The organism is Pseudomonas sp. MWU12-3088 (assembly GCF_023242405.1).
Classification (GTDB): Bacteria; Pseudomonadota; Gammaproteobacteria; order Pseudomonadales; family Pseudomonadaceae; genus Aquipseudomonas; species Aquipseudomonas kribbensis.
In genome coordinates this window covers 26,305-51,397 of record NZ_JALJEA010000002.1, presented here as the reverse complement: position 1 = coordinate 51,397, position 25,093 = coordinate 26,305, and the positions used below count along the sequence as shown (strand labels likewise).

The following is a 25,093-nucleotide window of genomic DNA, read 5'->3' as shown; positions in this document are numbered from 1 at the left end:
GAGCTACCTTCATTCATTACCGGGGTCAACATCCTCGCGGCAAAAGAGCACTTGAAGACGTCGGTTTTTAAGGGTTGCGGATGTTAACCCCTCAACGCTCGGAATGCAAAGCCTCTGATCGAAAACCGCTGGTCGGGGCATCCAGTGGCGACTATTATGCGCGCCTTCGAATTCAGCCTAAACAAGGCGCAAACCCATGCTAGTACTGGGATTAGAAACTTCCTGCGACGAAACCGGCGTCGCTTTATACGACAGCGAGCGCGGTCTGCTGGCCGACGCACTGTTCAGCCAGATCGACCTGCACCGCGTCTACGGCGGCGTGGTGCCGGAGCTCGCCTCGCGCGATCACGTCAAGCGCATGCTGCCCTTGATCCGTCAGGTGCTGGCCGAGGCTGACTGCGTACCGACCGAGATCGACGCCATCGCCTACACCGCCGGTCCTGGCCTTGTCGGCGCCTTGCTGGTGGGTGCTTCCTGCGCTCAGGCGCTGGCGTTTGCCTGGGGCATTCCGGCCCTTGGTGTGCACCACATGGAAGGCCATTTGCTGGCGCCGATGCTGGAGCCAAAACCGCCGGAGTTTCCGTTCGTCGCTTTGTTGGTCTCCGGTGGTCATACGCAGCTGGTTCAGGTTGATGGCATCGGCCAATACAGCCTGCTGGGCGAGACCCTCGATGACGCGGCAGGCGAAGCTTTCGACAAGACCGCGAAGATGATGGGCCTCAATTATCCGGGTGGTCCTGAAATCGCCAAGCTGGCAGAGAAGGGTGTCGCAGGACGTTTCACCTTCCCGCGTCCGATGTGCGATCGCCCGGGCCTGGATTTCAGCTTCAGCGGCTTGAAGACTTTTGCCCTTAACACCTGGCAGCAGTGCGTCAGCGCCGGGGACGACAGCGAGCAAGCCCGTTGCGACATCGCGCTGGCGTTCCAGCAGGCCGTGGTGGAGACTTTGACCATCAAGTGCAAGCGTGCGTTGAAGCAGGCCGGCATGAAGCGTCTGGTGATCGCTGGCGGCGTCAGCGCCAACAAGGCATTGCGGGTTTCTCTAGAGAAAATGCTCGGCGACATGAAGGGCGATGTGTTCTACGCCCGCCCCGAGTTCTGCACCGACAACGGCGCGATGATTGCGTTTGCCGGTTGCCAGCGTTTGCAGGCCGGCCAGCAGGAAAGCCTGGCGATCAGCGTGCAGGCGCGCTGGCCGATGGAGCAGTTGTCGGCGCTGTGATGAACGGTGCTCACGTACGGTATTTAAAAATGCCGTTCGCGCCCGGCAAACAGGTCGCGTAGATTGCCCCGGTGGCGCCAGACGATCAGCAGCGTGAGCGTGCTCATCGGCAACAGCGCTTCCGGTTCCTGCCAGGCCAGCAATGGCAGGGTCAGGGGGGTGGCAATCAATGCTGCCAGCGAGCTGGTGCGGGTCAGGTAGAACGTCAGCAGCCAGGCGCACACCGCCAGCAGTGCGGCGGGCGGATACAGGCCCAGCAGCATGCCGGCCGCGGTGGCGACGCCCTTGCCACCGCGAAAGCGGAAGTACAGCGGGAACAGGTGACCGATCACGGCGCAGACGCCGATCCACGCCTGATCCTGCAGCGAAAGGCCAGCTGCCGATGCGATCAGTACCGGCAGCAGGCCTTTGCACAGATCACCCAGCAGGGTCAGGATCGCGAGTTTGCGACCGGCCAGGCGCAGCATGTTGGTGGCACCGGCATTACCCGAGCCACTCATTCGCGGATCCGGATTTCCGGTCAGGCGGCTGAGCAAAATGGCGAAGGACAGCGAGCCGAGCAGGTAGGCGAGAATCGCCAGTAACCAAAACATGCTAACTATTCCGGGCGAGGACGCCCTGATTCTAACGGCGCATTGCGCCCTTGTCGTGCAGCGGAGAGAAGTGCTTGGACAGAGTGTTTATCGAGGGCCTGGAAGTCGACACCGTGATCGGTGCCTACGACTGGGAGCGCGGCATCCGACAGTGTCTGCGTCTTGATCTGAGCTTCGCCTGGGACAATCGCCCGGCAGCCGCCGGTGACGACCTGACCCTGGCACTCGATTACGCCAGTGTTTCCACACGGATCCAGGCCTTTGCCGAGCAGGCACAGTTCCAGTTGGTCGAGACCTTCGCCGAGCGTCTGGTCGAAGTGCTGATGGCCGAATTCAAGATCACCTGGGTGCGCCTGAAGCTGACCAAGCCTGGCGCAGTTCCGGCCGCCAAGGGTGGTGTCGGTGTGGAGATCGAGCGCGGATGTCGCTGACTCAGGTCTACCTCGGGCTCGGTAGCAATATCGAGCGCGAAACTCATTTGCGAGCCGGTCTGGATGCCTTGGCCGGTTTTCTGGTGGATATCCGCTGTTCGGCGGTTTTCGAAAGCCAGCCGGTGGGGATCAAGAGCGGCCCGTTCTTCAATTTCGTGGTATCGGCCTACACCGATCTGCCGCTGATGGAGCTGGATCGACGGCTGAAGTTCATCGAGGCGGATAACGGCCGTTATGCCCCGGATCGCAAGGGATTGCCGCTGGACATCGACGTCCTGTTATATGGCGAGCTGGCCGGCAATTTCGACGGGCTGATCCTGCCCCGGGCCGAGATTCTGAAAAATGCCTTCGTGTTGTGGCCGTTGTCGCTGATTGCGCCGGATCGGGTGCATCCAGGTGTGGGAAAAAGCTTTGCCACGCTGTGGTCCGAGGCGCAGATCGATCAGGTGTTGGCACCGGTCGGGTTTGAATGGCGTGGTATTCAGCTCACGCCTCCAGATCTGTTGAACTGACTGACGCCATCGCGACCGGTTCGCGATGGCGTCAGGTGTTCTCAGGACGACGCTGATTCCTTGTAAGCCTTCAACGCCTTGAGCCGTTCGCGCTTGAGCGCTTCGCCCAGTTCCGGGCCCTTGAAACCTTTCTCCAGCAGCGGCTGTACCGCAACGCCCCGAGCAGCGCTGGCTGCACCGCGCAGGTAATCGGCCTGTGGATAACTGCGCTGCTCAAGTCCTTTGCGACCTCGGGCATCCATCTCGCATGCGACGATAAATTCTTCGAAACGCTGCGGCCGGCGATAAACATCAAAGCTCTGCAGCAATTCCAGCAAGGTAGAAGCCTTCAGTTCCAGGGCGCGATGGCCGTGGGTGTGGTACTGACCAACCAGCAGGGCCAGTTCCTGGCAGTCCTTCGGTGCCTTGAAGCGTTCGTTGACCGCTTTGATCAGCTTCAGGCCCTTGTGCTCGTGGGCGATATGCCGTGGCCATTTCTCTTCCGGGGTCAGGCCCTTGCCGAGGTCGTGCAGCAGGCAGGCCCAGCGCACCGTCAATGGTTGCTGGTGCAGGGCGGCTTGCTCAAGCACGCTCAGTGTGTGAATGCCGCTGTCGATTTCCGGGTGATGAACTTCCGGTTGCGGTACGCCGAACAGGGCGTCGACCTCCGGCATCAGCACTTTCAGTGCGCCACAGTCACGCAGTACCTGAATGAACACCTGCGGCTGACTTTCCATCAGTGCGCGGGAAATCTCTTTCCAGCTGCGTTCGGCGGTCAGGGCCTCCAGTTCACCGGATTCGCTGAGCTGGCGCATCAGCTCAAGGGTCTCGGGTGCAACCTTGAAACCGAGTTCTGCGTAACGAGCCGCGAAGCGGGCAACACGCAAGACTCGCAGGGGATCTTCGGCGAACGCGGGGGAAACGTGACGCAGGATCCGGTCTTCGAGATCGCGCTGGCCGTGATAGGGGTCGGTCAGGTTTTGCTGATCGTCCTCGGCCATGGCGTTGATCGTGAGGTCGCGGCGGATCAGGTCTTCTTCAAGCGTGACCTCGGGGCTGGCGTGAAAGGTGAACCCGCCGTAACCGCGACCGCTTTTGCGTTCGGTGCGGGCGAGGGCGTACTCCTCGCCGCTTTTCGGGTGAAGAAACACAGGGAAATCCGCACCGACCGGGCGAAACCCTTTGGTGAGCATTTCTTCTGCGGTTGCGCCGACCACCACCCAATCGATATCGGTGACCGGTTTGCCCAGCAGGCGATCACGTACCGCGCCGCCGACCTTGTAAATCTGCATAAAAAACCTCCGTTGGCCCGACAGGATAACCCTTGCGCCGGACTTTCGGAGGCCAGAACGGGATCAAAGATGAATGACGGCCAGATCGAGCCGACCGTAATCCCCCTCGCCGTGTTCGCTGCGGGGCGGTACATGATGGGTTTTCATGATCTGGTCGCCCTGCAGGGTCTCCAGATGAATGTCGAAACCCCATAACCGGTGCAGATGTTTGAGTACCTCATCGGTGGAGTCGCCCAGCGGTTTGCGGTCGTGCTGCTGGTGACGCAGGGTCAGTGAGCGGTCGCCGCGCCGGTCGATGCTGTAGATCTGCACGTTCGGTTCACGGTTGCCCAGGTTGTACTGCGCGGCCAGGGTCTCGCGGATGATCCGGTAGCCGCCCTCGTCATGGATGGCGGGCACTAGCAGATCGTCCTTCTGGTCGTCATCGAGGATGCTGAACAGTTTCAGGTCGCGGATCACCTTCGGCGAGAGGTACTGCAGGATGAAGCTTTCATCCTTGAAGCTGCTCATGGCGAACTTGATGGTCGACAGCCAGTCGGTGCCGGCGATCTCCGGGAACCAACGACGATCTTCTTCCGTCGGTTCTTCGCACATGCGCCGGATGTCACGGTACATGGCAAAGCCCAGTGCGTAAGGGTTGATGCCGTTGTAGTAGGGGCTGTCGAAACCTGGCTGGAACACCACGCTGGTGTGAGACGTCAGGAACTCCATCATGAAGCCGTCAGTGACCAGACCCTCGTCGTAAAGGTCGTTCATCAGCGTGTAGTGCCAGAAGGTTGCCCAGCCTTCGTTCATCACCTGGGTCTGGCGCTGTGGATAGAAATACTGGGCGATCTTGCGCACGATGCGCACGATCTCCCGCTGCCACGGCTCCAGCAGCGGCGCGTGTTTTTCGATGAAGTACAGGATGTTTTCCTGGGGTTCGGCCGGGAACCGTGCGTTGTCCTTGTCGCTGAACTTGTCCGCGCCTTTGGGAATGGTGCGCCACAGGTCGTTGATCTGCTTCTGCAGGTGCTCTTCGCGATCCTTCTGCCGGCGCCGCTCTTCCTCGGCGGAAATCGGATACGGGCGTTTGTAGCGGTCGACGCCGTAGTTCATCAGCGCATGGCAGGAGTCGAGCAGGTCCTCGACCGCGTCGATGCCGTGGCGCTCCTCGCACTGCATGATGTACTGCTTGGCGAACACCAGGTAGTCGATGATCGAGCTGGCGTCGGTCCAGGTGCGGAACAGGTAGTTGCCCTTAAAGAAGCTGTTGTGGCCATAACAGGCATGGGCCACCACCAGTGCCTGCATGCAGATGGTGTTCTCTTCCATCAGATACGCGATGCACGGGTCGGAGTTGATGACGATCTCGTAGGCCAGCCCCATCTGCCCGCGACTGTAGGATTTCTCGGTGCTGAGGAAGTGTTTGCCATAGGACCAGTGGTGATAGCCCAGCGGCATGCCGACCGAGGCGTAGGCGTCCATCATCTGTTCGGCGGTGATCACTTCAATCTGGTTGGGATAAGTGTCCAGGGCATACCCGGCCGCGATCCGGGCAATTTCGCGGTCGTAGGTCTGGATCAGCTCGAATGTCCATTCGGAGCCGGTGGAAATGGGTTGGCGCTTCTGCTCTTTGGCGGTCATGTCACTAACCTGCGCTGGAAGAGTTCACGGAAGACCGGATAGATATCTCCGGCCGAGACCAGCTGCTGCTGGGCAAAAGTGTCGGAAAAGGCTTCGGCGATGCGTTCGTACTCGTACCACAGAGCCTGATGTTCGCGCGGGGTGATCTCTACGTAAGTGTAGTACTGCACGAACGGCATGATCTGGTTGATCAGGATGTCGCGGCAGATCGGCGAGTCGTCGTTCCAGTTGTCGCCGTCGGAGGCCTGGGCGGCGTAGATGTTCCATTCGTTGCTGGGGTAGCGCTCGGCCATGATCTCCTGCATCAGTTTCAGGGCGCTGGAGACGATGGTGCCGCCGGTTTCGCGGGAATAGAAAAACTCTTCCTCGTCCACTTCCCGGGCGCTGGTGTGGTGACGGATGAACACGACGTCGATCTTGTCGTAGTTCCGCTTCAGGAACAGGTACAGCAGGATGAAAAAGCGTTTGGCGATGTCCTTGGTCGCCTGGGTCATGGAGCCGGAAACGTCCATCAGGCAGAACATGACGGCTTTCGAGCTGGGGTTCGGCTGCTTGATCAGCAGGTTGTACTTGAGGTCGAAAGTGTCGAGGAAGGGCACGCGATGAATGCGCGCACTGAGTTTCTCGATTTCCGCTTCCAGGTTCTGAATATCGCCGAAATTATCCGGTTCTTCGCGTTTCAGGCGTGCCAGTTCTTCCTTGGCCTCGCGCAGCTTGGCGCGGCTGCTGCCGGACAGCGCGATCCGCCGGGCATGGGCCGAGCGCAGGGTGCGGATGATGTTGATCCGGGACGGGTTGCCCTCGTTGCTGATCCCGGCACGAACCGTCTTGAAGGTATCGGTACCGGTCAGATTGCGTTTGACCAGGTTCGGCAGTTCAAGGTCTTCGAACATGAACTCGAGGAATTCTTCCTGGGTGATCTGGAAGACGAATTCGTCCATGCCTTCGCCGGAGTTACCGGCCTTGCCCGGCCCACGGCCTCCGCCACCTCCCGGCGGGCGGGCGATGTGTTCGCCGGCGGTGAATTCCTTGTTGCCGGGATGAACCACGGTCTGCTTGCCGCCACGACCATGGTGAAGCACCGGCTCGTCGATGTCGCGACCGGGAATGCTGATCTGCTCGCCGTGCTCCATGTCGGTGATGGAGCGCCGGCTGACCGCCTCTTCGACAGCCTTCTTGATGTGGTCACGGTAACGTCGCAGGAAGCGCTGACGGTTCACCGTACTCTTGTTCTTGCCATTGAGACGTCGGTCGATCACATAGCTCATGACTGCTCCTTAGAAGCTGTCCTGCAAAGGGCGAGCGGTCATGCAGCGTTTAACCGAATGCCTGGGGACGCAAACGCTCCCCCAAGCGCTTTGGGTGCTGCTTGAACCTCGCTACCGCCTTTCGAACACCTTCCAGAGGCCTGTGTAGCAGAAAATGCGCACACAGGCCTCGGGCTGACGACAACCGGTCTGACCGGCCGCGGTTTACTGTGATTTCCTGACCCGCAGATACCACTCGGAGAGCAGTCGTACCTGTTTGTCGGTGTAGCCGCGTTCGACCATTCGTGTAACGAAGTCGTTGTGTTTCTGTTGATCCTCTTTGCTGGCCTTGGCATTGAAGCTGATGACCGGCAGCAGGTCCTCGGTGTTCGAGAACATTTTCTTCTCGATGACCACCCGCAGTTTTTCGTAGCTGAGCCAGGTCGGGTTCTTGCCGTTGTTGTTGGCCCGGGCGCGCAACACGAAGTTGACGATTTCGTTGCGGAAATCCTTCGGATTGCTGATGCCGGCCGGTTTCTCGATTTTTTCCAGTTCCTCGTTGAGGGCGACGCGGTTGAGGATCTCGCCGGTTTCCGGATCGCGATACTCCTGATCCTGAATCCAGAAGTCCGCGTACAGCACGTAGCGGTCGAAGATGTTCTGGCCGTACTCGCTGTAAGACTCGAGGTAGGCGGTCTGGATCTCCTTGCCGATGAATTCGATATAACGCGGCGCCAGGTACTCTTTCAGGTAGCGCAGATAGCGCTCGCGGGTCTCGGCCTGGAACTGTTCCTGCTCGATCTGCTGTTCCAGCACGTAGAGCAGGTGCACCGGGTTGGCGGCGATTTCGTGCGGGTCGAAGTTGAAGACCTTGGACAGGATCTTGAACGCAAACCGGGTCGACAGGCCGTTCATACCTTCGTCGACGCCCGCCGCATCGCGGTATTCCTGGATCGACTTGGCCTTCGGATCGGTGTCCTTGAGGTTTTCGCCGTCATACACGCGCATCTTGGAATAGATGTTGGAGTTTTCCGGCTCCTTCAGGCGTGACAGAACGGTGAACTGCGCCAGCATCTTCAGGGTGTCCGGCGCGCAATGGGCCTTGGCCAGGGAGCTGTTGAACAGCAGCTTGTCGTAGATCTTCACTTCGTCGCTGACCCGCAGGCAGTACGGCACTTTGACGATGTAGATCCGGTCGATGAAGGCTTCGTTGTTCTTGTTGTTGCGGAAGGTGTGCCACTCCGATTCGTTGGAGTGGGCCAGCAGGATCCCGGTGAACGGAATCGCGCCCAGGCCTTCGGTACTGTTGTAGTTGCCCTCCTGGGTGGCGGTCAGCAGAGGGTGCAGCACCTTGATCGGTGCCTTGAACATTTCGACGAATTCCATCAGGCCCTGGTTGGCCCGGCACAGCGCACCGGAATAGCTGTAGGCATCGGCGTCGTTCTGCGGGAATTCTTCCAGCTTGCGGATATCGACCTTGCCCACCAGCGCGGAGATGTCCTGGTTGTTCTCGTCGCCCGGTTCGGTCTTGGCCACGGCGATCTGGTTGAGGATCGACGGGTACAGCTTGACCACGCGGAACTGGCTGATGTCGCCACCGAATTCGGCCAGGCGCTTGGTGGCCCATGGCGACATGATGGTGTTCAGGTAGCGCCGGGGAATGCCGAAGTCCTCTTCGAGGATCGCGCCATCTTCGGTGGCGTTGAACAGACCCAGTGGAGATTCGAATACCGGTGAGCCCTTGATGGCATAGAAGGGCACTTTTTCCATGAGCTGTTTCAGCTTCTCGGCCAGGGACGATTTACCGCCACCGACGGGGCCGAGCAGGTAGAGGATCTGTTTCTTCTCCTCGAGACCCTGGGCGGCATGGCGGAAATACGACACGATCTGGTCGATGCATTCTTCCATCCCGTGGAAGTCTTCAAAGGCCGGATAGCGGCGGATCACCTTGTTGGAAAAGATTCGCGACAGCCTCGAATTGGTCGAAGTGTCGAGCAGCTCCGGTTCGCCGATAGCCATCAACAGACGCTCGGCGGCGGAAACGTAGGCGCTGCGATCCTTTTTGCACAGTTCCAGGTATTCCTGCAGCGAGAATTCTTCCTGGCGTGTGGACTCGAAGCGTTGTTGGAAGTGGCTAAAGATACTCATGACGTCACCTCGCTCGATACGTGGAGCCGACGCCGGATCACTCAGTCGATGCTGGCAAGCAGCCGCGATGGCAGCTGTTGTTTACCCCCCAGAACCCTTTCGCGATCGACAACCGCGAAAGTCACTCCCGATGACCCGTGCGCCGGTGTACCGGCTCTCCCCTGTTTTGGATGGCCTGGGCTTAAGGATAGTTGGGAATTCGGGAGGTAAAGGCGAGATACGTAATTAGTTGTGGCAGACCGTTCGTCTGCCACCGCGCGAGCCCACGGGAGCCGGGGCTTGCACGTTACAAAAAAATTATTCGGAGGTGCCTTGCGCGGTTTCCGAAGGAAAAGTCGTACGCCACAGCTCGAAGCCGCCGTCCATGCTGTAGACGTCGGAAAAGCCCTGGCTGACAAGATACGCCGCGGCACCCTGGCTCGAATTGCCGTGGTAGCAGACCACGACGGTCGGGGCGTCGAGGTCGGCGCCCTGGATGAAGGCATGCAGGGAATGATTATCCAGATGCTTCGAGCCGCTGATGTGCAGCGCCGCGAATGTGGCTGGGTCACGGACGTCGACGACCACGGCACCTTGCTCGCGCAGGGCCTGGGCCTGTTCCGGGGGGATTCGTTTGAATTCGCTCATGGCGGGTTCCTGTGGCTCGGCTGAAAACGCAGTCTAACGCGGGGCGTCGACTGGCGAGGATTCGGTGATCGGTGGTGCGACGGGAGGCAGGACGCCGCCGTGTTCGTCGCATCTGCACGACAGCCGTTCAAAGCTGTCGACGTTCATCAGGGTCAGGCTGCCGCCCCACACGCAACCGGTGTCGAGGGCCGAGATGCCTGGCTCGTGGACATCGCCCTCAAGTGCTGCCCAGTGGCCGAAAATGATCCGCAGGCCACGGGTCTTGCGCTCCTTGTGCTGGAACCACGGTTTGTAGCCCGGTGGCGCCGTGTCCAGACCTTCCTTGCTCTTGAGGTCGAGCTTGCCTTCGGCGGTGCAGAAACGCATGCGCGTGAAGTAGTTGGTGATGACCCGCAGGCGGGCCACGCCTTTGAGTTCGCTGTCCCACTTCGCCGGTTCGTTGCCGTACATGCCGTCGAGGAAGGCCGGGAGCAGGTTGTCGTCGCGCAGGGCGGTCTCGACTTCTTCGGCGTACTTCAGGGCCTTGCGCAGCGACCATTGCGGCGGGATGCCCGCGTGGGTCATGGCGACTTCACGTTGCTCGTCGTAGTGCATGAGTTTCTGCTGGCGCAGCCACTCCATCAGTTCGGCGCAGTCCGGTGCTTCGAGAATCTCGCGCAGGGTGTCGGACTTTTTCATGCGCTCGATGTTTTTCGCCGCCGCCAGCAGGTGCAGGTCGTGATTGCCGAGGACGCAGACCAGCGACTCGCGCATGCCATAGAGAAAGCGCAGGGTTTCCAGCGATTGCGGGCCACGGTTGACCAGGTCGCCCACCAGCCACAACCGGTCCACTGCCGGGTCGAATGCGACTTGCCTGAGCAGGCACTTGAGCGGTTCGAGGCAGCCCTGAAGGTCGCCGACGGCATACGTCGCCATCAGTGCAGGGCTCCGGGAACGGCGAGGCGGAAGGGTTTGATGATCGCATCGAAATGCTTGCCGTCGCTGGCGACCATTTCATAGCTGCCCTGCATGGTGCCGACCTTGGTGGTCATGACCGTGCCGCTGCTGTAGGTGTGGCTTTGTCCCGCGTCGATCAAGGGCTGTTGGCCGACCACGCCGGCGCCGCGCACTTCTTCGACATGCCCGTCGCCATCGGTGATCACCCAATGCCGGGACATCAGTCGGGCCGGTTGCTCGCCATTGTTCTGCACAGTGATGGTGTAGGCGAAGGCGAATCGGTCGTGCTCGGGTTGCGATTGGTCTGCCAGGTAGTGAGTAACGACACTGACATCGACCTGATAACGAGGATCAGACATGCAAAAGGCCTTAAGGACAAAGCGGGACGCGGGGGGTAGCCGATGGATTGAGTCTAGGCAAGTATCGGGCAGGAGACCAGAGCGGTGTCCTGCCCGAGCGCGATGATTGCCTGTCAGTCGGCTGCAGGTGTTTTCGCGGGCTGTTCGGCGAGCTTGTCGGCCAGACGCACGAATGCGGCCAGATCGAGCTGCTCGGGACGCAGGCTGCCATCGACACCGGCGGCTTCGATTTCAGCGTTGCTCAGCAATTGCTTGAGGGTGTTGCGCAGGGTCTTGCGGCGCTGGTTGAAGGCTTCGCGCACGACGCGCTCCAGCAGGCGGTGATCCTTGGCCGGGTGCGGCAGGACCGCGTGCGGCACCAGACGCACGATGGCCGAATCGACCTTCGGCGGCGGGTTGAAAGCCCCCGGGCCAACGTTGAACAGATGTTCGACCCGGCAGTGGTACTGAACCATGATCGACAGACGGCCCCAGTCGCCGCCACCCGGGCCCGCGGCCAGACGCTCGACCACTTCCTTCTGCAGCATGAAGTGCATGTCGCGAATGATGCCGGCGTTGTTCAGCAGGTGGAAAATCAGCGGCGTGGAGATGTTGTACGGCAGGTTGCCGACCACACGCAGGCTGTTCGGCGCAGCATTCAGGGTGTTGAAGTCGAACTTCAGCGCATCGCCCTGATGCAGGTTGAAGTTGCTCTTGCCGGCGAACTGCTGGTTGAGGATCGGGATCAGGTCCTTGTCCAGTTCCACCACGTCCAGCTGTGCGCCAGAGTTGAGGATGCCGGCGGTCAGCGCGCCCTGGCCCGGGCCGATTTCCAGCATCCGGTCGCCGGACTTGGCACTGATGGAGCGCAGGATGCGGTCGATGACGCCGGCATCGTGCAGGAAGTTCTGGCCAAAGCGTTTGCGCGCCTTGTGTTGGTATTGCTCGGTCATAAACGGGTCTCGGCCATCTGGTAGGCGGTTTCCAGGGCGACCTGCAGGCTGCCGGTGTCGATCTTGCCGCTGCCGGCCAGATCCAGGGCGGTGCCATGGTCGACGGAGGTGCGGATGATCGGCAGGCCCAGGGTCACGTTGACCGCTGCGCCGAAGCCTTTGTACTTGAGCACGGGCAGGCCCTGGTCGTGGTACATCGCCAGCACTGCGTCGCAGTGCTCCAGATATTTGGGGGTAAACAGAGTGTCGGCAGGCAGCGGGCCACGAAGGTCCATGCCCTCGCCGCGCAGGCGCTCTAATGTTGGTTCGATGATGTCGATTTCTTCATGGCCCAGGTGTCCGCCTTCACCGGCGTGCGGGTTGAGCCCGCAGACCAGGATGCGTGGTCGGGCGATGCCGAATTTTTCTTGCAGGTCGGCGTGCAGGATCCGCGTGACCCGTTCCAGCCGCTCCGGCGTGATCGCGTCGGCGATGTCGCGCAGGGGCAGGTGAGTGGTGACCAGCGCTACGCGCAAGCCGCGGGTGGCGAGCATCATCACCACCTGGGCGGTGTGGGTCAGGTCGGCGAGGAATTCGGTGTGGCCGGAAAAAGCGATTCCGGATTCGTTGATCACACCCTTGTGCACCGGGGCGGTGATCATCCCGGCGAAGTGGCCGTTCAGGCAGCCATTGCCGGCGCGGGTCAGGGTTTCAAGGACGAAGGCAGCATTGGCCTTGTCCAGTCGCCCGGCGACCACGGGGGCGCTGAGCGGGGTGTCCCAGACGTACAGGCTGTTGGCAGGCGCCGGGGTGTCCGGCCAGTTGTCAGGCGCCACTTCCAGCAAGCTGACGACCAGCCCCAGCTGCGCGGCCCGCTCTTGGAGCAGGTCGCGGCTGGTGATGGCAATCAGGGGATGTGGCTGGGCTTGCGAGGCGAGCAGCAGGCACAGGTCGGGACCGATGCCGGCTGGTTCGCCGGGTGTCAGCGCGAAACGCTTGGGTTTCACTGCGCTGCCTGGTCTGCACCAGGGAGTTTGATCTCTACGTACGCTTCGTCACGGATCTGACGCAGCCAGGTTTGCAGCTCTTCGTCGTATTTGCGATTGCGCAGTACGGTCATTGCCTGCTGCTCGCGGGCCTGTTCGGTGCTGTCGGTGGCGCGACGGCCAAGGACTTCCAGAACGTGCCAGCCGTACTGGGTCTGGAACGGCTTGGACAGCTGACCCTGCGGGGACTTGGCCATCACCGCGCGGAATTCCGGTACCAGTGCGTTCGGGTCGATCCAGTTCAGGTCACCGCCGTTAAGGGCGGAACCCGGGTCTTCCGAGTATTTTTTCGCCAGTTCAGCGAAATCTTCGCCAGCTTCGATGCGGTTATACAGCGATTGAACCAGTTCCTTGGTCTTCGCTTCGTCACGAACCGGACTTGGCTTGACCAGAATGTGGCGTACATGCACTTCGTCACGCATCTGGCTTTCGCCGCCGCGTTTTTCCAGCAGCTTCAGGATGATGAAGCCACCCGGAGTGCGCGCTGGCTGAGTGATGTCGCCTGGCGACATGGCGCTCAGTTCACGATCGAAAGGTGGTGGCAGTTGAGCAGCTTTACGCCAGCCCATGTCGCCGCCTTCGAGGGCGTTGTCGCTGCCGGATCTGGCAACGGCCAGTTGACCGAAATCAGCGCCTTGCTTGAGTTGCTGGTAAACCTCCATCGCCTGGCGTGCGGCGCTCTGAATCGCTTCAGAGTTGGCGCTTTCCGGGGTTGGAATCAGGATGTTGGCCAGGTGCAGCTCTTCCGACAGTTGCATCTTGCCCAGGTCGGAGGCGAGGAAGTTCTTCACTTCCTGCTCTGATACCTGAATGCGTTCTGCAACACGGCGCTGACGTACACGGCTGATGATCATTTCCTTGCGGATCTGGTCACGGGCGCCTTCGTAGCTCAGGCCGTCGCGAGCCAGTGCCGCGCGGAACTGGTCGACAGTCATGTTGTTGCGCTGGGCAATGGTGCCGACAGCCTGGTTCAGCTCTTCATCGGTGATGCGGATGCCTGAACGTTCGCCGATCTGCAGCTGCAGGTTTTCGACGATCAGGCGCTCAAGCACCTGCTGATCGAGCACGCCCGGAGGCGGCAAGCCGCCACCGCGCTTGGCGATGGTTTGCTGAACTTCGTGGACGCGTTGATCCAGCTGGCTCTGCATGACCACGTCGTTGTCGACGATGGCCACAACCTTGTCGATGGACTGTACTGCGGCGTTTGCCGCAGTACCCAGGAACAGCGCGCCCAGCATCAGCGGGCGCAGACAATCAGAAAGCTTGGTCTTCACGTTGACGATAACCTTGGATGCCTTTGTCGAGGAAGCTCTCAGTCTTGGCGCCGGTGAGGCCGCCGAGTCCTTTCAGGACAATTTGAAGGAAGAGGCCGTGGTCGCCTTTTTCGTTTTGTGGAGCTTCCTGACTGAACTCGTCATAAGAAACCCAGTAACGATTGATCAGGCGAAGTTTCCAGCAGCAGTTGTCGTATTCGAAACCACCGAAGGCTTCCAGTGTACGGTTGCGGTTGTAGTCGTACTGCCAGCGGCTGATGGCGCTCCACTGCGGAACGATCGGCCAGATGACCGAGAAGTCATGCTGCTGGATCTTGTAGTAGTCCTTCACGTAGCCAGGCTGGCCCGGCGTGCCGTAGTCACCGCCACCCACCGACCACTTACCGGTGTTCTGGTCGAACCGGACCTGATCGTTACGATAGCGATAGCCGACGTTGACCACCTTGTTCGGGTTGTCTTCAGGCTGGTAGTGGAACATCGCGCTGCCGGAACGCGGGCTGCGGCTGTCCGGGTCCCAGTTGTAATCGGCTGTGGTGCGCCAGTCGCGGTTCCAGCGGTACTCGTATTCCAGCGCATAAGGCGAAACGTTGGCTTTCGCGTCGTCACGGTCCTTGAATGCAATGCCTGGCAGTTGAACTTCTCGATCCTTGAAGTACAAGGCCTGACCGACACTGATGCGTTGACGTTCGAAACCGTTGTCTTCGATCCAACGGCTGGTCACACCCAGCGACAGCTTGTTCTCGTCGCCGACACGGTCGGAACCGGAGAAGCGGTTGTCGCGGAACAGGGAGGCATAGTTGAAGGTGTATTCACTGGTGTCGAAAACCGGAATGTCTTCCTGGTCTACCTTCGGTACATAGAGGTAGAACATGCGCGGTTCCAGCGTCTGGCGGTAGTTCTTGCCAAAGTAGGAGGTGTTGCGGTCGAAATACAGGCCGCCGTCGATGCTGGCGATCGGTACTCCACGGTTCTGGTTGCTGTCGAACGTGCCGTTGAGCTTGTTCTGTTCGGCGTTCTGCGCAGCGATCTGCGATTTACCGGTACCGTCCAGATCCAGCTGGTACTGGGTGTACTGGTACTTGAGCGATGGCTTCAGGAAGCCATAGGTCCAGTTCATCGGCAGGCTGACGCCAGGCTTCAGGTTCAGTCGGTCGCCGTTGGCGCGGGCCAGGCCCTGGATGTTGTTGTCCAGACGCGGCTCGACAGTGCCATCTTCGTTCGTGAAGTTGCCGTTTTTCAGATCACGATCAAACCGCACGATCTCGGTCTCGTAATCGAAGTTCAGGCCTTGCGGGTGATACGGCAGCTGACCATTGAAGGTGATCTGCGGCAGACGGTCGTACGGCGTGATATTCGCAACAGTCGCCAGTTGATACGCCTGAGCGTTCAGTCGTGCCGTGTAGCTGTCGCCACGATAGGTGACCGAGCCCTGCTGATTCACGTAGTCCTGGCTTTTCACACCGATCTGGTCGGTGGTCAGGTCCTGGAAGTAGTACGGATCGCTGATCTTGGTGTAGTCAACCTGGGTGAACACACGGGAGTCGAGACCACCCTTGTGTTGCCAGTTGTACATGTAGCGGTTTTTCTCGTAATCGCTCTGCTTGCTGCGATCGGTGTCTTCGTCGTTGAGGTACGCGGCGCCGAACTGACCTTCGCTGGACTTGGTCAGGTAGCGGAATTCGCCTTCCATCAACAGACCGCGCTTGCTCATGTAGCGCGGGTACAACGTGGCATCGTAGTTCGGTGCCAGGTTGAAGTAGTACGGTGTGACCAGCATGAAGCCGGTGTCGCTGCCGGTGCCGATGGTCGGCGGCAGGAAGCCCGACTGACGGCGGTCGTCGATCGGGAAGTAGATGTACGGGGTGTACAGGATCGGAATGTCCTTGACCCGCAGTGTCACGTTGGTCGCGGTACCGAAGCCGGTGGCAGGGTTCAGGGTGATGTTGTTGCCCTTGAGCTGCCAGGCGTTGCTGTTCGGTTCGCACGTGGTGTACGTGCCGTCCTTCAGGCGGATGATCGCGTTTTCGGCGCGCTTGGCGTACAGCGCGTTACCGCGGATGCGCGACTTGTGCATCACGTATTCGGCGTTGTCGACTTTCGCTTCACCGGTGTCGAGCTGCACATCGGCGTGGTCGCCGACGATCAGCGCGCCGTTGTCGCGGATGCGCACGTCGCCCTTGAGCTCGGCGCGGCTCTCGGCCTGATAGAGGCTCGCTTCCTGGGACTCGACCTGCATGCTGCCCTGACGCAGGACCACGTCACCGGCCAGCGTGCCGACCTGATCTTCGGTGTTGTAGCGCGAAGCTTTCGCGCCGATGAAGGTCGGGGCGTCACTTTTATTCGTCTTGTCATTCATGCCAGGACGAATCGGTTCGATATAGGAACCAGAGCAGTAAGGACCGGTCTCGGCCAGTTGGGCGGCGGTGAGCTTCTCGCGCGGAACCCAGTCGAGGTGACTGTAGTCTTCGCTACGGGATTTCAGGCCGCGGCCCTTGGACTCGGTGACCAGCACGGGTTTGGGACCGGAGTCCGAAACGCTGCCGTTCTCGGCCGGGGCTTCGCCGGTGGCGCTGACAGCGCTGCCGTCATGCACCGGACGCGGTGGCAATGCAGCCGTCGGCGTCTTCGGCGAACAGGCCCAGCCGCCCGTAGCCGAGACGGCGCAGTCATACTGCTCGGCGGCGACAACGAATGAACTGGCCAGAGGTTGCATAGCCAGCAGACTGCCGGTTACCAACAACGGAAATTTTTTACGAAACGCGGGGGATTTCAATGCCATCTTATTAGTCCGGGCTTCCTGCGTGCCATCTGCCCGCGGTGTGGGCCGCACGCCTCTCGATGGTCTGAAAAAGATGCTGGATAATAAAGCATGACCCGCTTGACGGCTAGCGCCGTCGGAGACCCTTGCAATGCCTGACCAAGATGTACGCTTGCAACACCTGAAAGTTTGGCTCGATGAACAGTTGGCGACCCTTTTTGCCGAACAGGGCTGGGGTGCCGTACCCCCGGCCACGTTGACTGCGGCCAGCAGCGACGCGAGTTTCCGCCGTTATTTCCGCTGGGAAGGTGCCGGTCGCAGCTTCGTCGTGATGGACGCACCGCCCCCCCAGGAAAACTGCAAACCGTTCGTGGATATCGCCTTTTTGCTGGCGAAATCCGGTATCAACGTGCCGAAAATTTATGCGGAAGACCTCGATCGCGGATTTCTTTTGCTCAATGACCTGGGCAACAAGACCTATCTCGACGTGATCGACAGCGAAAATGCCGACGCATTGTTCAGCGACGCCTTGCAGGCGCTGTCGGCATTTCAGCAGTTGCCGATGGTGGCACCGCTGCCGAGCTATGACGTCGCGCTGCTGCGCCGTGAGCTGGAACTGTTTCCCGAGTGGTACGTGAAGCGCGAGCTGGGCATCGAATTCGACGCGACTCAGCAGCAACAATGGCAGCAGGTCAGCGATCTGCTGATCGACAGCGCGCTGGCCCAGCCCAAAGTGCTGGTGCACCGCGACTACATGCCGCGCAACCTGATGCTCAGTGAACCGAACCCCGGCGTGCTGGATTTCCAGGACGCGGTGTACGGCCCGGTGACCTATGACGTGACCTGCCTGTTCAAGGATGCCTTCCTCAGCTGGCCTGAAGAGCGTGTGCGCGGCTGGCTCGAAAGCTACTGGCAGCAGGCGACGGCGCTAAATATTCCGGTACAACCGGATTTCGAAGACTTCCTGCGCGCCAGCGACCTGATGGGCGTGCAGCGCCACTTGAAGGTTATCGGGATCTTCGCCCGCATCTGCCACCGCGATGGCAAGCCTCGATACCTGGCCGATGTGCCGCGTTTCTTCGCTTATATAGACGCGGTGATCGCCCGCCGTCCGGAGTTGGCGCAACTGCAGGCGCTGCTGGTCAGCCTGCGTGCCGGAGTGACGGCATGAAGGCAATGATTCTGGCGGCCGGCAAAGGCGAGCGCATGCGCCCGCTGACCCTGACCACCCCCAAACCGCTGGTGCGTGCCGCTGGCGTGCCATTGATCGAGTATCACCTGCGAGCCCTCGCGGCGGCGGGTTTCAGCGAGATTGTGATCAACCATGCCTGGCTCGGCCAGCAGATCGAAGATTATCTGGGTGACGGCTCGCAATTCGGCCTGAGCATCCGTTATTCGCCCGAAGGCGAGCCACTGGAAACCGGTGGCGGCATTTTCCGCGCCTTGCCGCTGCTCGGTGACGAAGCGTTCCTGGTGGTCAACGGCGATATCTGGACCGATTACGACTTCAGCGTGCTGCACCAGCCGATCAACGGACTGGCGCATCTGGTGCTGGCGGACAACCCGGCCCATCACCCGACCGGTGACTTCAGTCTGATCGGTGATCAGGTACAGGACGGCCAACCGGATTCGGCGACCCTGACCTACAGCGGCATCGCCGTGCTGCATCCGCAATTGTTCGACGGCTGCACGGACGGCGCCTTCAAACTGGCACCGTTGCTGCGCAAAGCCATGGCGGACGGGCAGGTGAGCGGTGAGCGACTGAAAGGTCACTGGGTCGATGTCGGTACGCACGAGCGTCTGGCCGAAGCCGAAACCTTGATAGAAGCGAGTCGCTGATATGTTGTGGCCAGGGACTCTGATTGGAGCCGGAGCGGGTTTTGCTATCGCCAGCATTCCGGGGGCCATGCTTGGGGCTTTGTTGGGGCAGGCGCTGGATCGGCGCCTGCATTTGCAGAGCTGGGGACATTTACGGGAAAAACTCGGCGGCCAGCCGATGCTGCGCAACGACGAGTTGTTGTTCGTCTTGCTCGGGCGTCTGGCAAAGAGTGACGGCCGGGTCACCGACGGCCATATCCAGCAGGCGCGTCAAGAGATGCGCGCGCTGGACATGAGCGAGCCGGCGCAGCGCCGGGCCATTGCCGCGTTCAATCGCGGCAAGTCCGGCGGTGACCGTTTGCGCGGTTATCTGCGGCGTCTGAGCGCTCAACCCCATGCTGCCGAAGGCGTGTTGCGTGCCTGCTGGCGGATGGTCTGGGCCGATGGCCGGGCCGGCAGCAGCGAGCGCGAGCTGCTGGCGCAGTGGGGCAAGTGGCTGGGCTGGACGACTCACCAGATTCAGGCGCTGGCGACGGATTACGAACCGCACAAGCGCCCGATCGTCAGCGCGGCGGTGAGTTATCAGGACGCGATGCGCCTGCTCGGCGTGTCGGCGACCAGTGAACCGGCACAGATCAAACGCGCCTATCGTCGCCTGCTCAGTCGACATCACCCGGACAAGGTGGCCGGGGCGGGGGCGACGGCGGCCCAGGTGCTCGAGGCGACTGAAAAGACCCGCGAATTGCACAATGCGTACACATTGATTCGCGAGCGACGGGATTTCCGCTAGATGAAAAAAAGATCGCAGCCCTGGCTGCGATCTTTTTTTGTGTGGTCGGTCAGTCCGGGTTTTGCGGGTTCAACCAACCGCGCACCCGGCGGAACAATTGCTCCTGCTCGGCCTTGTTGTCGGGCAGCGCCTTGAGCGCAACCTGGCTGAACGATGACGTCTTCAAGCGCTTGCTGGCCTGCAGACGTTCGAGTGCGGCATTGCGATCCAGCGGCTTGTCCATATAGAAGATATCGGCCGTCGGCAGCTTCAGCAGTGGCGTCAGTTCTGCCAGTTCAGGCTTGGCCTTGGGCGGCACTTGCGCGGCGACCATCAGCAGCTTTTCCACTTGCGCGGTCTGCTTTTCGTTGAGGAACCGTGCGGCCCAATAGGCGCCAGTGCCGTGACCCAGCACCACAATGCTGTGTGCGCCTTGCTGTTCGGCGTAGGCAATCGCCGCGTCGATGCGGGCGAAGATTCGCTCGGCGTCGGCCTTGGATTGTTCTTCAGTGGTCTCGGCAACGACTTTGTCAGCCACGTCCGCTTCACCGCCGGCGGCTTGCTCGATCGGTTGGGCGGTGGTCGAATCCTTGCTGCCGGCATCGGCGGATTTCGGCGCTGCAGGTGCTTCGACCACGCGCGGTGCGATGGCATCGCTTTGCAGGTCGGGCAGGGTGATACTCAGGCTGTTCCACTCGACGTCCGGCAATTTACGCCGCAGCGGGCCGATCGCCTGGGGCCAGTCAGCGGTTTCGCCGGCACCGGGGATGAGGATCACCACGCCTTTTGGGTCGGCGGTGTTGGCCGGTTTCCACAGGGCGAGGAAGGTGTCGCTGCCGGCCTGCAACTGTTGTTGTTCCTGGGCCGGGACTTTGCGTTCGAGTGCCGAGGCCTCTTCCTGACTACGCTCAAGCAGTGGCTGGCGTTCGACCGGTTTTTCTTCGGCGGGTTTTTCCGCGGCAGGGGCGGGTGCCGGATCGGCGGCTTCGACGGAAAAGGCACAAGGCAGGATCAGCGACAGGCACAATGCTGGCATTGCCAGGCGAGAGACAGGGGGCATCGGTTATTCCAGGCCAGAAAGTATCCCGGCAGCCTAATGGGTTGGTCAGAATTTGTCAGTGTATGGGATTTCAATGATGCGTTTTTGCTGCCTGTGGGTTATCGGCTGTCTGGCGTTTCCCTTGATGGGCTGGGCCGCGTCTGCCCCGCCGAGTCATGCTGCGCAGCTGTCGGCGAGCCAGCATCAGTGGCTGGTCGAGCACAATGAACTGCGTGTCGGCCTGATTCTGCAGGCGCCGTACGCGCAATACGACCGGCGCTTGCAGCGGTTGTCGGGGGCGAATGTCGAGTTGATGAAGTGGATGGCCAAGGCCCTCGACATCGAACTCAGCTGGCGCAACTTCCCCGATCTGGAGCAACTTGAAGCCGCCGCGCGGGACGGCGAGATCGATATTGCCCCGGGCCTGACCCAGACGCCCGGCTCGCTGCGGCTCTGGCAGTTTTCCGATCCCTACATGCGCGTGCCGCAACTGGTGGTCAGCGACCAGAAAGTCAGCAGTTCAGTTGAACTGGAAAAGCTCGACAGCCAGGCCCGGGTGGCCGTGCGCATGCCCAGCGTCACTGCTGATTATCTGCGCGGCAACTATCCCCATCTGAATCTGCAAGGCGTGCCGCTGGAGCGTCAGGCGTTGCAGTTGTTGCTGAGTCAGCAGGCGTCTTACGCGGTGGTGGACGAAGCGCAATTGGGGCGGCTGTCGACAGAACCTGAGTTTGCCGGGCTGGTGGTGGTTGGCGATATCGGTCTGCCGCAACTGTTGCGAGTCGCCACCCGTCGCGACTGGCCGGAGCTGGCCGGGATCGTCGAAAGCGCCTTGCGGGCGATCCCGGCGAAAGATCTGGAGCGCCTGCACACGCAATGGCTGCAACCCAAATACCCGAGGCTCTCGGAGTCGCCGGGGTTCTGGCAAAACCTGAGCCTGTTGTTCGCTGTGTTGCTGTTCAGTTGTGCAGCGATTGTTTTTTGGCAGCGGCGTCAGCAACGCAGTCTCGAACAACGCCTGCTCGCCGCCCGGGAAGACATCGCCCTGCGCGCGGCCAGCGAAGAAGCCCTGCGCCTGACCCAGTTTTCCATCGACCAGAGCACCGTCGGCATTCTCTGGGTCAACTGGGACAGTCACGTGCGTTACGCCAACCGCGCGGCGGAACACATGCTCGGTTATCCACAGGGCGCGCTGATCGAGCGACCGTTGATCGACTTCGAACCCGGCCTGCACATGGATCGCTGGCTCAATTTGTGGAAGCGCGCCCGGGCCAGCGAGGAAGGGCCGCTCAGTTTTGAGACGAACTGCGTGCGGGCCGATGGCAGTGTGTTGCCGGCGGATGTGTCGCTGAGTTTTTTGCGCTTTCGCGACAGCGAGTATCTGGTGGTCTACCTCACCGACGTGACTGAACGCCGACGCGCCCTGGCCGCGTTGCAGGAAAGCGAAGCGCGCCTGCAAGGCATCGCAGCCAACGTGCCGGGGCTGGTGTTCCGTCTGGAGCGGGCACCGGTGACCGGGCAGATCGACTTTGCCTACATCAGCGAGGGCAGCGAAAGTCTGGTGGGCTACGCACCGGCCGCCATCGCCCATCGCGACATGGGTTTGCGCAGCCTGGTGCATCCGGACGACAAGGCCGGTTATCACCAGACTCAGGACCATGCGCTGGACACCGACAGCGACTGGTCGTGGCAGGGGCGGATCCTGACGCGCCAGGGCGAACAGCGCTGGGCCGAGATCAAGGCCATCACCCGGCAACTGGAGGACGGCGCCTACGTCTGGGACGGCATCGTCTGGGACATCACCGAAAGCAAGCGCATAGAACTGGAACTGGCGGCCTCGCGGGAGCAGTTGCGCGAACTGTCGGCGCATCTCGAAAGCGTTCGAGAGGAAGAAAAGGCGCGCATCGCCCGCGAGGTTCACGACGAACTGGGGCAGATGTTGACGGTGCTGAAACTGGAGACATCGATGTGCGAACTGGCCTACGCGCAACTCGATCCCGGGCTTAACGAACGTCTGAACAGCATGAAGCGCCTGATCGCCCAGTTGTTCCAGCTGGTGCGCGATGTGGCGACGGCGTTGCGCCCACCGATTCTCGATGCCGGGATTGCCTCGGCGATCGAATGGCAGGCCCGGCGCTTCGAGGCGCGTACGCAGATTCCGTGTCTGGTGCAGGTGCCGGACAATCTGCCGCCGCTGAGCGACGCCAAGGCCATCGGCCTGTTCCGCATCCTCCAGGAGGCGCTGACCAACGTCATGCGCCACGCCCAAGCGCATACTGTGGAGCTGACGCTGGCGCTGGAAGGCACCGATTTGTGTCTGACAGTCAGCGACGATGGCGTAGGATTTGTCGCCGCTGCGGGCAGGCCGACATCCTTTGGACTGGTGGGCATGCGCGAGCGGGTGTTGATCATGGGCGGGCAGTTGTCACTCGACAGCGCGCCGGGCGAGGGCACCACACTGAGCGTGCGGGTGCCTCTGGATGAGGAGAAGTAAGTGATCCGTGTACTGGTAGCCGAAGACCACACCATCGTTCGCGAAGGCATCAAGCAATTGATCGGCCTGGCCAAGGATCTGCAAGTCGTGGGGGAGGCGAGCAATGGCGAGCAATTGCTCGAGACCTTGCGCAATGTGCCGTGCGAGGTGGTGCTGCTGGATATTTCCATGCCCGGGGTCAACGGGCTGGAAGCGATTCCACGCATCCGCGCACTGAACAATCCGCCGGCGATTCTGGTGCTGTCGATGCACGACGAGGCGCAGATGGCCGCCCGCGCGCTGAAGGTCGGCGCTGCCGGGTATGCGACCAAGGACAGCGACCCGGCGCTGCTGCTGACGGCAATTCGCAAGGTCGCAGCGGGTGGGCGCTACATCGATCCGGAACTGGCCGACCGGATGGTCTTCGAAGTCGGCCTGACCGATACGCGACCTCTGCATTCGTTGTTGTCCGAACGCGAATTCTCGGTATTCGAACGCCTGGCCCAGGGCGCCAACGTCAACGACATCGCCCAGCAACTGGCCCTGAGCAGCAAGACCATCAGCACCCACAAGGCGCGGCTGATGCAGAAACTCAATATCACCTCACTCGCCGAGCTGGTGAAGTACGCGATGGAGCACAAGCTCCTCTAACGCCCATATCCAATAGCGACAGGCGTTTTTACCGGTTCCTGCGGCTGGAGCTTCAGGGCTGCCACCTGACGTGTCCAAACGCGCCATCCTTGTAGGGCAATCCCTACCCCCGGCCTTCCATCCGGCTGAGGCGATTCTCTCCTGCGCCCCGATTTGCGTGACTGCATGCAGCCACTAGGCTTAATCCCACAGCAGTCATCAATAACAAAGGTGTGGGTATGAGCCAGGTCGAATCAAACGCAGGGGCCAGCGATGTGCTGGTCAGCTTTCGTGGAGTGCAGAAGAGCTACGACGGCGAGAACCTGATCGTCAAAGACCTCAACCTGGACATCCGCAAGGGCGAGTTCCTGACCCTGCTCGGGCCGTCCGGCTCCGGCAAGACCACCAGCCTGATGATGCTCGCCGGTTTCGAAACACCGACCGCCGGTGAAATCCTCCTGGCCGGGCGGGCGATCAACAACGTGCCGCCGCACAAGCGCGACATCGGCATGGTGTTCCAGAACTACGCGCTGTTCCCGCACATGACCGTGGCCGAAAACCTGGCGTTTCCGCTGACCGTGCGTGGCCTGAACAAGAGCGACGTCAGCGACAAGGTCAAGAAGGTCCTGAGCATGGTCCAGCTCGATGCCTTCGCTTCGCGCTATCCGGCGCAGTTGTCCGGCGGCCAGCAACAACGTGTGGCGCTGGCACGTGCGCTGGTGTTCGAACCGCAACTGGTGCTGATGGACGAACCCCTCGGCGCCCTCGACAAACAGCTGCGCGAACACATGCAGATGGAAATCAAACACCTGCACCAGCGCCTCGGCGTGACCGTGGTCTACGTGACCCACGACCAGGGCGAAGCCCTGACCATGTCCGACCGCGTTGCCGTGTTCCATCAGGGCGAAATCCAGCAGATCGCCCCGCCGCGCACTCTCTACGAAGAACCGAAAAACACCTTCGTCGCCAACTTCATCGGCGAGAACAACCGCCTCAACGGTCGCCTGCTCAGCCAGAACGGCGAGCGCTGTGTGGTCGAGCTGGGTCGTGGGGAAAAGGTCGAGGCGCTGGCGGTCAACATCGGCCAGACCGGCGAACCGGTCACCCTGTCGATCCGGCCGGAGCGCGTCAGCCTCAACGGTTCGAGCGACCAATGCGTCAACCGCTTCTCCGGGCGGGTGGCCGAATTCATCTATCTGGGCGACCACGTCCGGGTGCGCCTGGAAGTCTGCGGCAAGACCGACTTCTTCGTGAAACAACCGATTGCCGAGCTCGATCCAGCGCTCGCGGTCGGCGACGTGGTTCCGCTTGGCTGGCAGGTCGAGCACGTTCGCGCGCTCGATCCACTTCTAGAGGCGCACTAAAACGCCCCGCAATACCAACACCAATCCTGCACGTGGAGA

22 protein-coding genes are annotated in these 25,093 nt (G+C 61.1%); 9 read left to right on the top strand and 13 right to left on the bottom strand.

All coding sequences use genetic code 11. The features are described 5' to 3' along the window. The first annotated feature begins 196 nt into the window (after nt 1-196). A complete protein-coding gene (gene tsaD / locus M5B98_RS06000; RefSeq protein WP_039768071.1) occupies nt 197-1,222 on the top strand; it encodes a tRNA (adenosine(37)-N6)-threonylcarbamoyltransferase complex transferase subunit TsaD in 1,026 nt (341 codons plus the stop codon). 23 nt (nt 1,223-1,245) lie between these two features. Here tsaD and plsY read toward each other — a convergent pair whose 3' ends face one another. Continuing rightward, on the bottom strand, nt 1,246-1,815 hold the full coding sequence (plsY, locus tag M5B98_RS05995) for a glycerol-3-phosphate 1-O-acyltransferase PlsY (protein ID WP_085709211.1): 570 nt from the start codon (nt 1,813-1,815) through the stop codon (nt 1,246-1,248). Nucleotides 1,816-1,889: 74 nt separating this feature from the next. Between plsY and folB the strand changes: the two genes are divergently transcribed. Beyond that, on the top strand, nt 1,890-2,246 hold the full coding sequence (gene folB / locus M5B98_RS05990) for a dihydroneopterin aldolase (RefSeq protein ID WP_016772885.1): 357 nt from the start codon (nt 1,890-1,892) through the stop codon (nt 2,244-2,246). Further along, a complete protein-coding gene (gene folK / locus M5B98_RS05985; RefSeq protein WP_085709213.1) occupies nt 2,237-2,758 on the top strand; it encodes a 2-amino-4-hydroxy-6-hydroxymethyldihydropteridine diphosphokinase in 522 nt (173 codons plus the stop codon). The genes folB and folK overlap by 10 nt, the downstream gene beginning before the upstream one ends. A gap of 41 nt (nt 2,759-2,799) precedes the next feature. On the opposite strand, the gene M5B98_RS05980 is transcribed toward folK, so the two are convergent. The 11 genes from M5B98_RS05980 to M5B98_RS05930 form a co-directional block, all read right to left on the bottom strand. Beyond that, a complete protein-coding gene (locus M5B98_RS05980) occupies nt 2,800-4,029 on the bottom strand; it encodes a multifunctional CCA addition/repair protein (RefSeq protein ID WP_248742198.1) in 1,230 nt (409 codons plus the stop codon). Nucleotides 4,030-4,092: 63 nt separating this feature from the next. Next, nucleotides 4,093-5,655 carry a SpoVR family protein gene (locus M5B98_RS05975; protein ID WP_085709215.1) on the bottom strand — a complete coding sequence of 521 codons (1,563 nt, stop codon included), beginning with the start codon at nt 5,653-5,655 and terminating at the stop codon, nt 4,093-4,095. After that, nucleotides 5,652-6,923, bottom strand: a complete 1,272-nt coding sequence (locus M5B98_RS05970) for a YeaH/YhbH family protein (RefSeq protein ID WP_085709216.1) — start codon at nt 6,921-6,923, stop codon at nt 5,652-5,654. The genes M5B98_RS05975 and M5B98_RS05970 overlap by 4 nt, the downstream gene beginning before the upstream one ends. Nucleotides 6,924-7,127: 204 nt before the next feature. Continuing rightward, nucleotides 7,128-9,050 carry a PrkA family serine protein kinase gene (locus M5B98_RS05965; protein ID WP_011336211.1) on the bottom strand — a complete coding sequence of 641 codons (1,923 nt, stop codon included), beginning with the start codon at nt 9,048-9,050 and terminating at the stop codon, nt 7,128-7,130. 297 nt (nt 9,051-9,347) lie between these two features. Further along, nucleotides 9,348-9,677, bottom strand: a complete 330-nt coding sequence (gene glpE, locus M5B98_RS05960; protein WP_007959911.1) for a thiosulfate sulfurtransferase GlpE — start codon at nt 9,675-9,677, stop codon at nt 9,348-9,350. A gap of 33 nt (nt 9,678-9,710) precedes the next feature. After that, nucleotides 9,711-10,592, bottom strand: a complete 882-nt coding sequence (locus M5B98_RS05955; RefSeq protein WP_248742197.1) for a symmetrical bis(5'-nucleosyl)-tetraphosphatase — start codon at nt 10,590-10,592, stop codon at nt 9,711-9,713. Beyond that, on the bottom strand, nt 10,592-10,972 hold the full coding sequence (apaG, locus tag M5B98_RS05950; protein WP_085709218.1) for a Co2+/Mg2+ efflux protein ApaG: 381 nt from the start codon (nt 10,970-10,972) through the stop codon (nt 10,592-10,594). Before apaG ends, M5B98_RS05955 begins: the two co-directional genes overlap by 1 nt. Before the next feature lie 113 nt (nt 10,973-11,085). Beyond that, the gene (rsmA, locus tag M5B98_RS05945; protein WP_085709219.1) at nt 11,086-11,904 is read right to left on the bottom strand and encodes a 16S rRNA (adenine(1518)-N(6)/adenine(1519)-N(6))-dimethyltransferase RsmA; all 819 of its coding nucleotides are present in this window, start codon (nt 11,902-11,904) and stop codon (nt 11,086-11,088) included. After that, entirely contained in the window at nt 11,901-12,890 is a 990-nt protein-coding gene (pdxA, locus tag M5B98_RS05940) for a 4-hydroxythreonine-4-phosphate dehydrogenase PdxA (protein ID WP_248742196.1), read from the bottom strand. The genes rsmA and pdxA overlap by 4 nt, the downstream gene beginning before the upstream one ends. Continuing rightward, nucleotides 12,887-14,203 carry a peptidylprolyl isomerase SurA gene (surA, locus tag M5B98_RS05935; RefSeq protein ID WP_139831842.1) on the bottom strand — a complete coding sequence of 439 codons (1,317 nt, stop codon included), beginning with the start codon at nt 14,201-14,203 and terminating at the stop codon, nt 12,887-12,889. Before surA ends, pdxA begins: the two co-directional genes overlap by 4 nt. Continuing rightward, a complete protein-coding gene (locus M5B98_RS05930) occupies nt 14,184-16,982 on the bottom strand; it encodes an LPS-assembly protein LptD (RefSeq protein ID WP_248742195.1) in 2,799 nt (932 codons plus the stop codon). The genes surA and M5B98_RS05930 overlap by 20 nt, the downstream gene beginning before the upstream one ends. 130 nt (nt 16,983-17,112) lie before the next feature. Here M5B98_RS05930 and M5B98_RS05925 point away from each other — a divergent pair, with 130 nt between their 5' ends. From M5B98_RS05925 to M5B98_RS05915, 3 genes are read left to right on the top strand one after another with little or no spacing between them, the layout of a single operon-like run. Beyond that, nucleotides 17,113-18,132 carry an aminoglycoside phosphotransferase family protein gene (locus M5B98_RS05925; protein ID WP_248742194.1) on the top strand — a complete coding sequence of 340 codons (1,020 nt, stop codon included), beginning with the start codon at nt 17,113-17,115 and terminating at the stop codon, nt 18,130-18,132. Continuing rightward, the gene (gene murU, locus M5B98_RS05920; protein ID WP_248742193.1) at nt 18,129-18,800 is read left to right on the top strand and encodes an N-acetylmuramate alpha-1-phosphate uridylyltransferase MurU; all 672 of its coding nucleotides are present in this window, start codon (nt 18,129-18,131) and stop codon (nt 18,798-18,800) included. Before M5B98_RS05925 ends, murU begins: the two co-directional genes overlap by 4 nt. A gap of 1 nt (nt 18,801) precedes the next feature. After that, nucleotides 18,802-19,569, top strand: a complete 768-nt coding sequence (locus tag M5B98_RS05915; RefSeq protein ID WP_248742192.1) for a TerB family tellurite resistance protein — start codon at nt 18,802-18,804, stop codon at nt 19,567-19,569. A 49-nt stretch (nt 19,570-19,618) separates the two neighbouring features. Here the strand turns inward: M5B98_RS05915 and M5B98_RS05910 are convergent, their stop codons facing one another. Next, nucleotides 19,619-20,608: an alpha/beta hydrolase family protein gene (locus M5B98_RS05910; protein ID WP_248742191.1), complete on the bottom strand. Its 990-nt coding sequence runs from the start codon at nt 20,606-20,608 to the stop codon at nt 19,619-19,621. A gap of 73 nt (nt 20,609-20,681) precedes the next feature. Here M5B98_RS05910 and M5B98_RS05905 point away from each other — a divergent pair, with 73 nt between their 5' ends. From M5B98_RS05905 to M5B98_RS05895, 3 genes are all read left to right on the top strand, one after another. Next, a complete protein-coding gene (locus tag M5B98_RS05905; RefSeq protein ID WP_248742190.1) occupies nt 20,682-23,081 on the top strand; it encodes a PAS domain S-box protein in 2,400 nt (799 codons plus the stop codon). After that, nucleotides 23,082-23,711 (top strand): response regulator transcription factor, encoded by a 630-nt coding sequence (locus M5B98_RS05900; protein ID WP_085709227.1) that lies wholly within the window; start codon nt 23,082-23,084, stop codon nt 23,709-23,711. A gap of 218 nt (nt 23,712-23,929) precedes the next feature. Beyond that, a complete protein-coding gene (locus M5B98_RS05895; protein ID WP_007959931.1) occupies nt 23,930-25,054 on the top strand; it encodes an ABC transporter ATP-binding protein in 1,125 nt (374 codons plus the stop codon). The last annotated feature ends 39 nt before the right edge of the window (nt 25,055-25,093 follow it).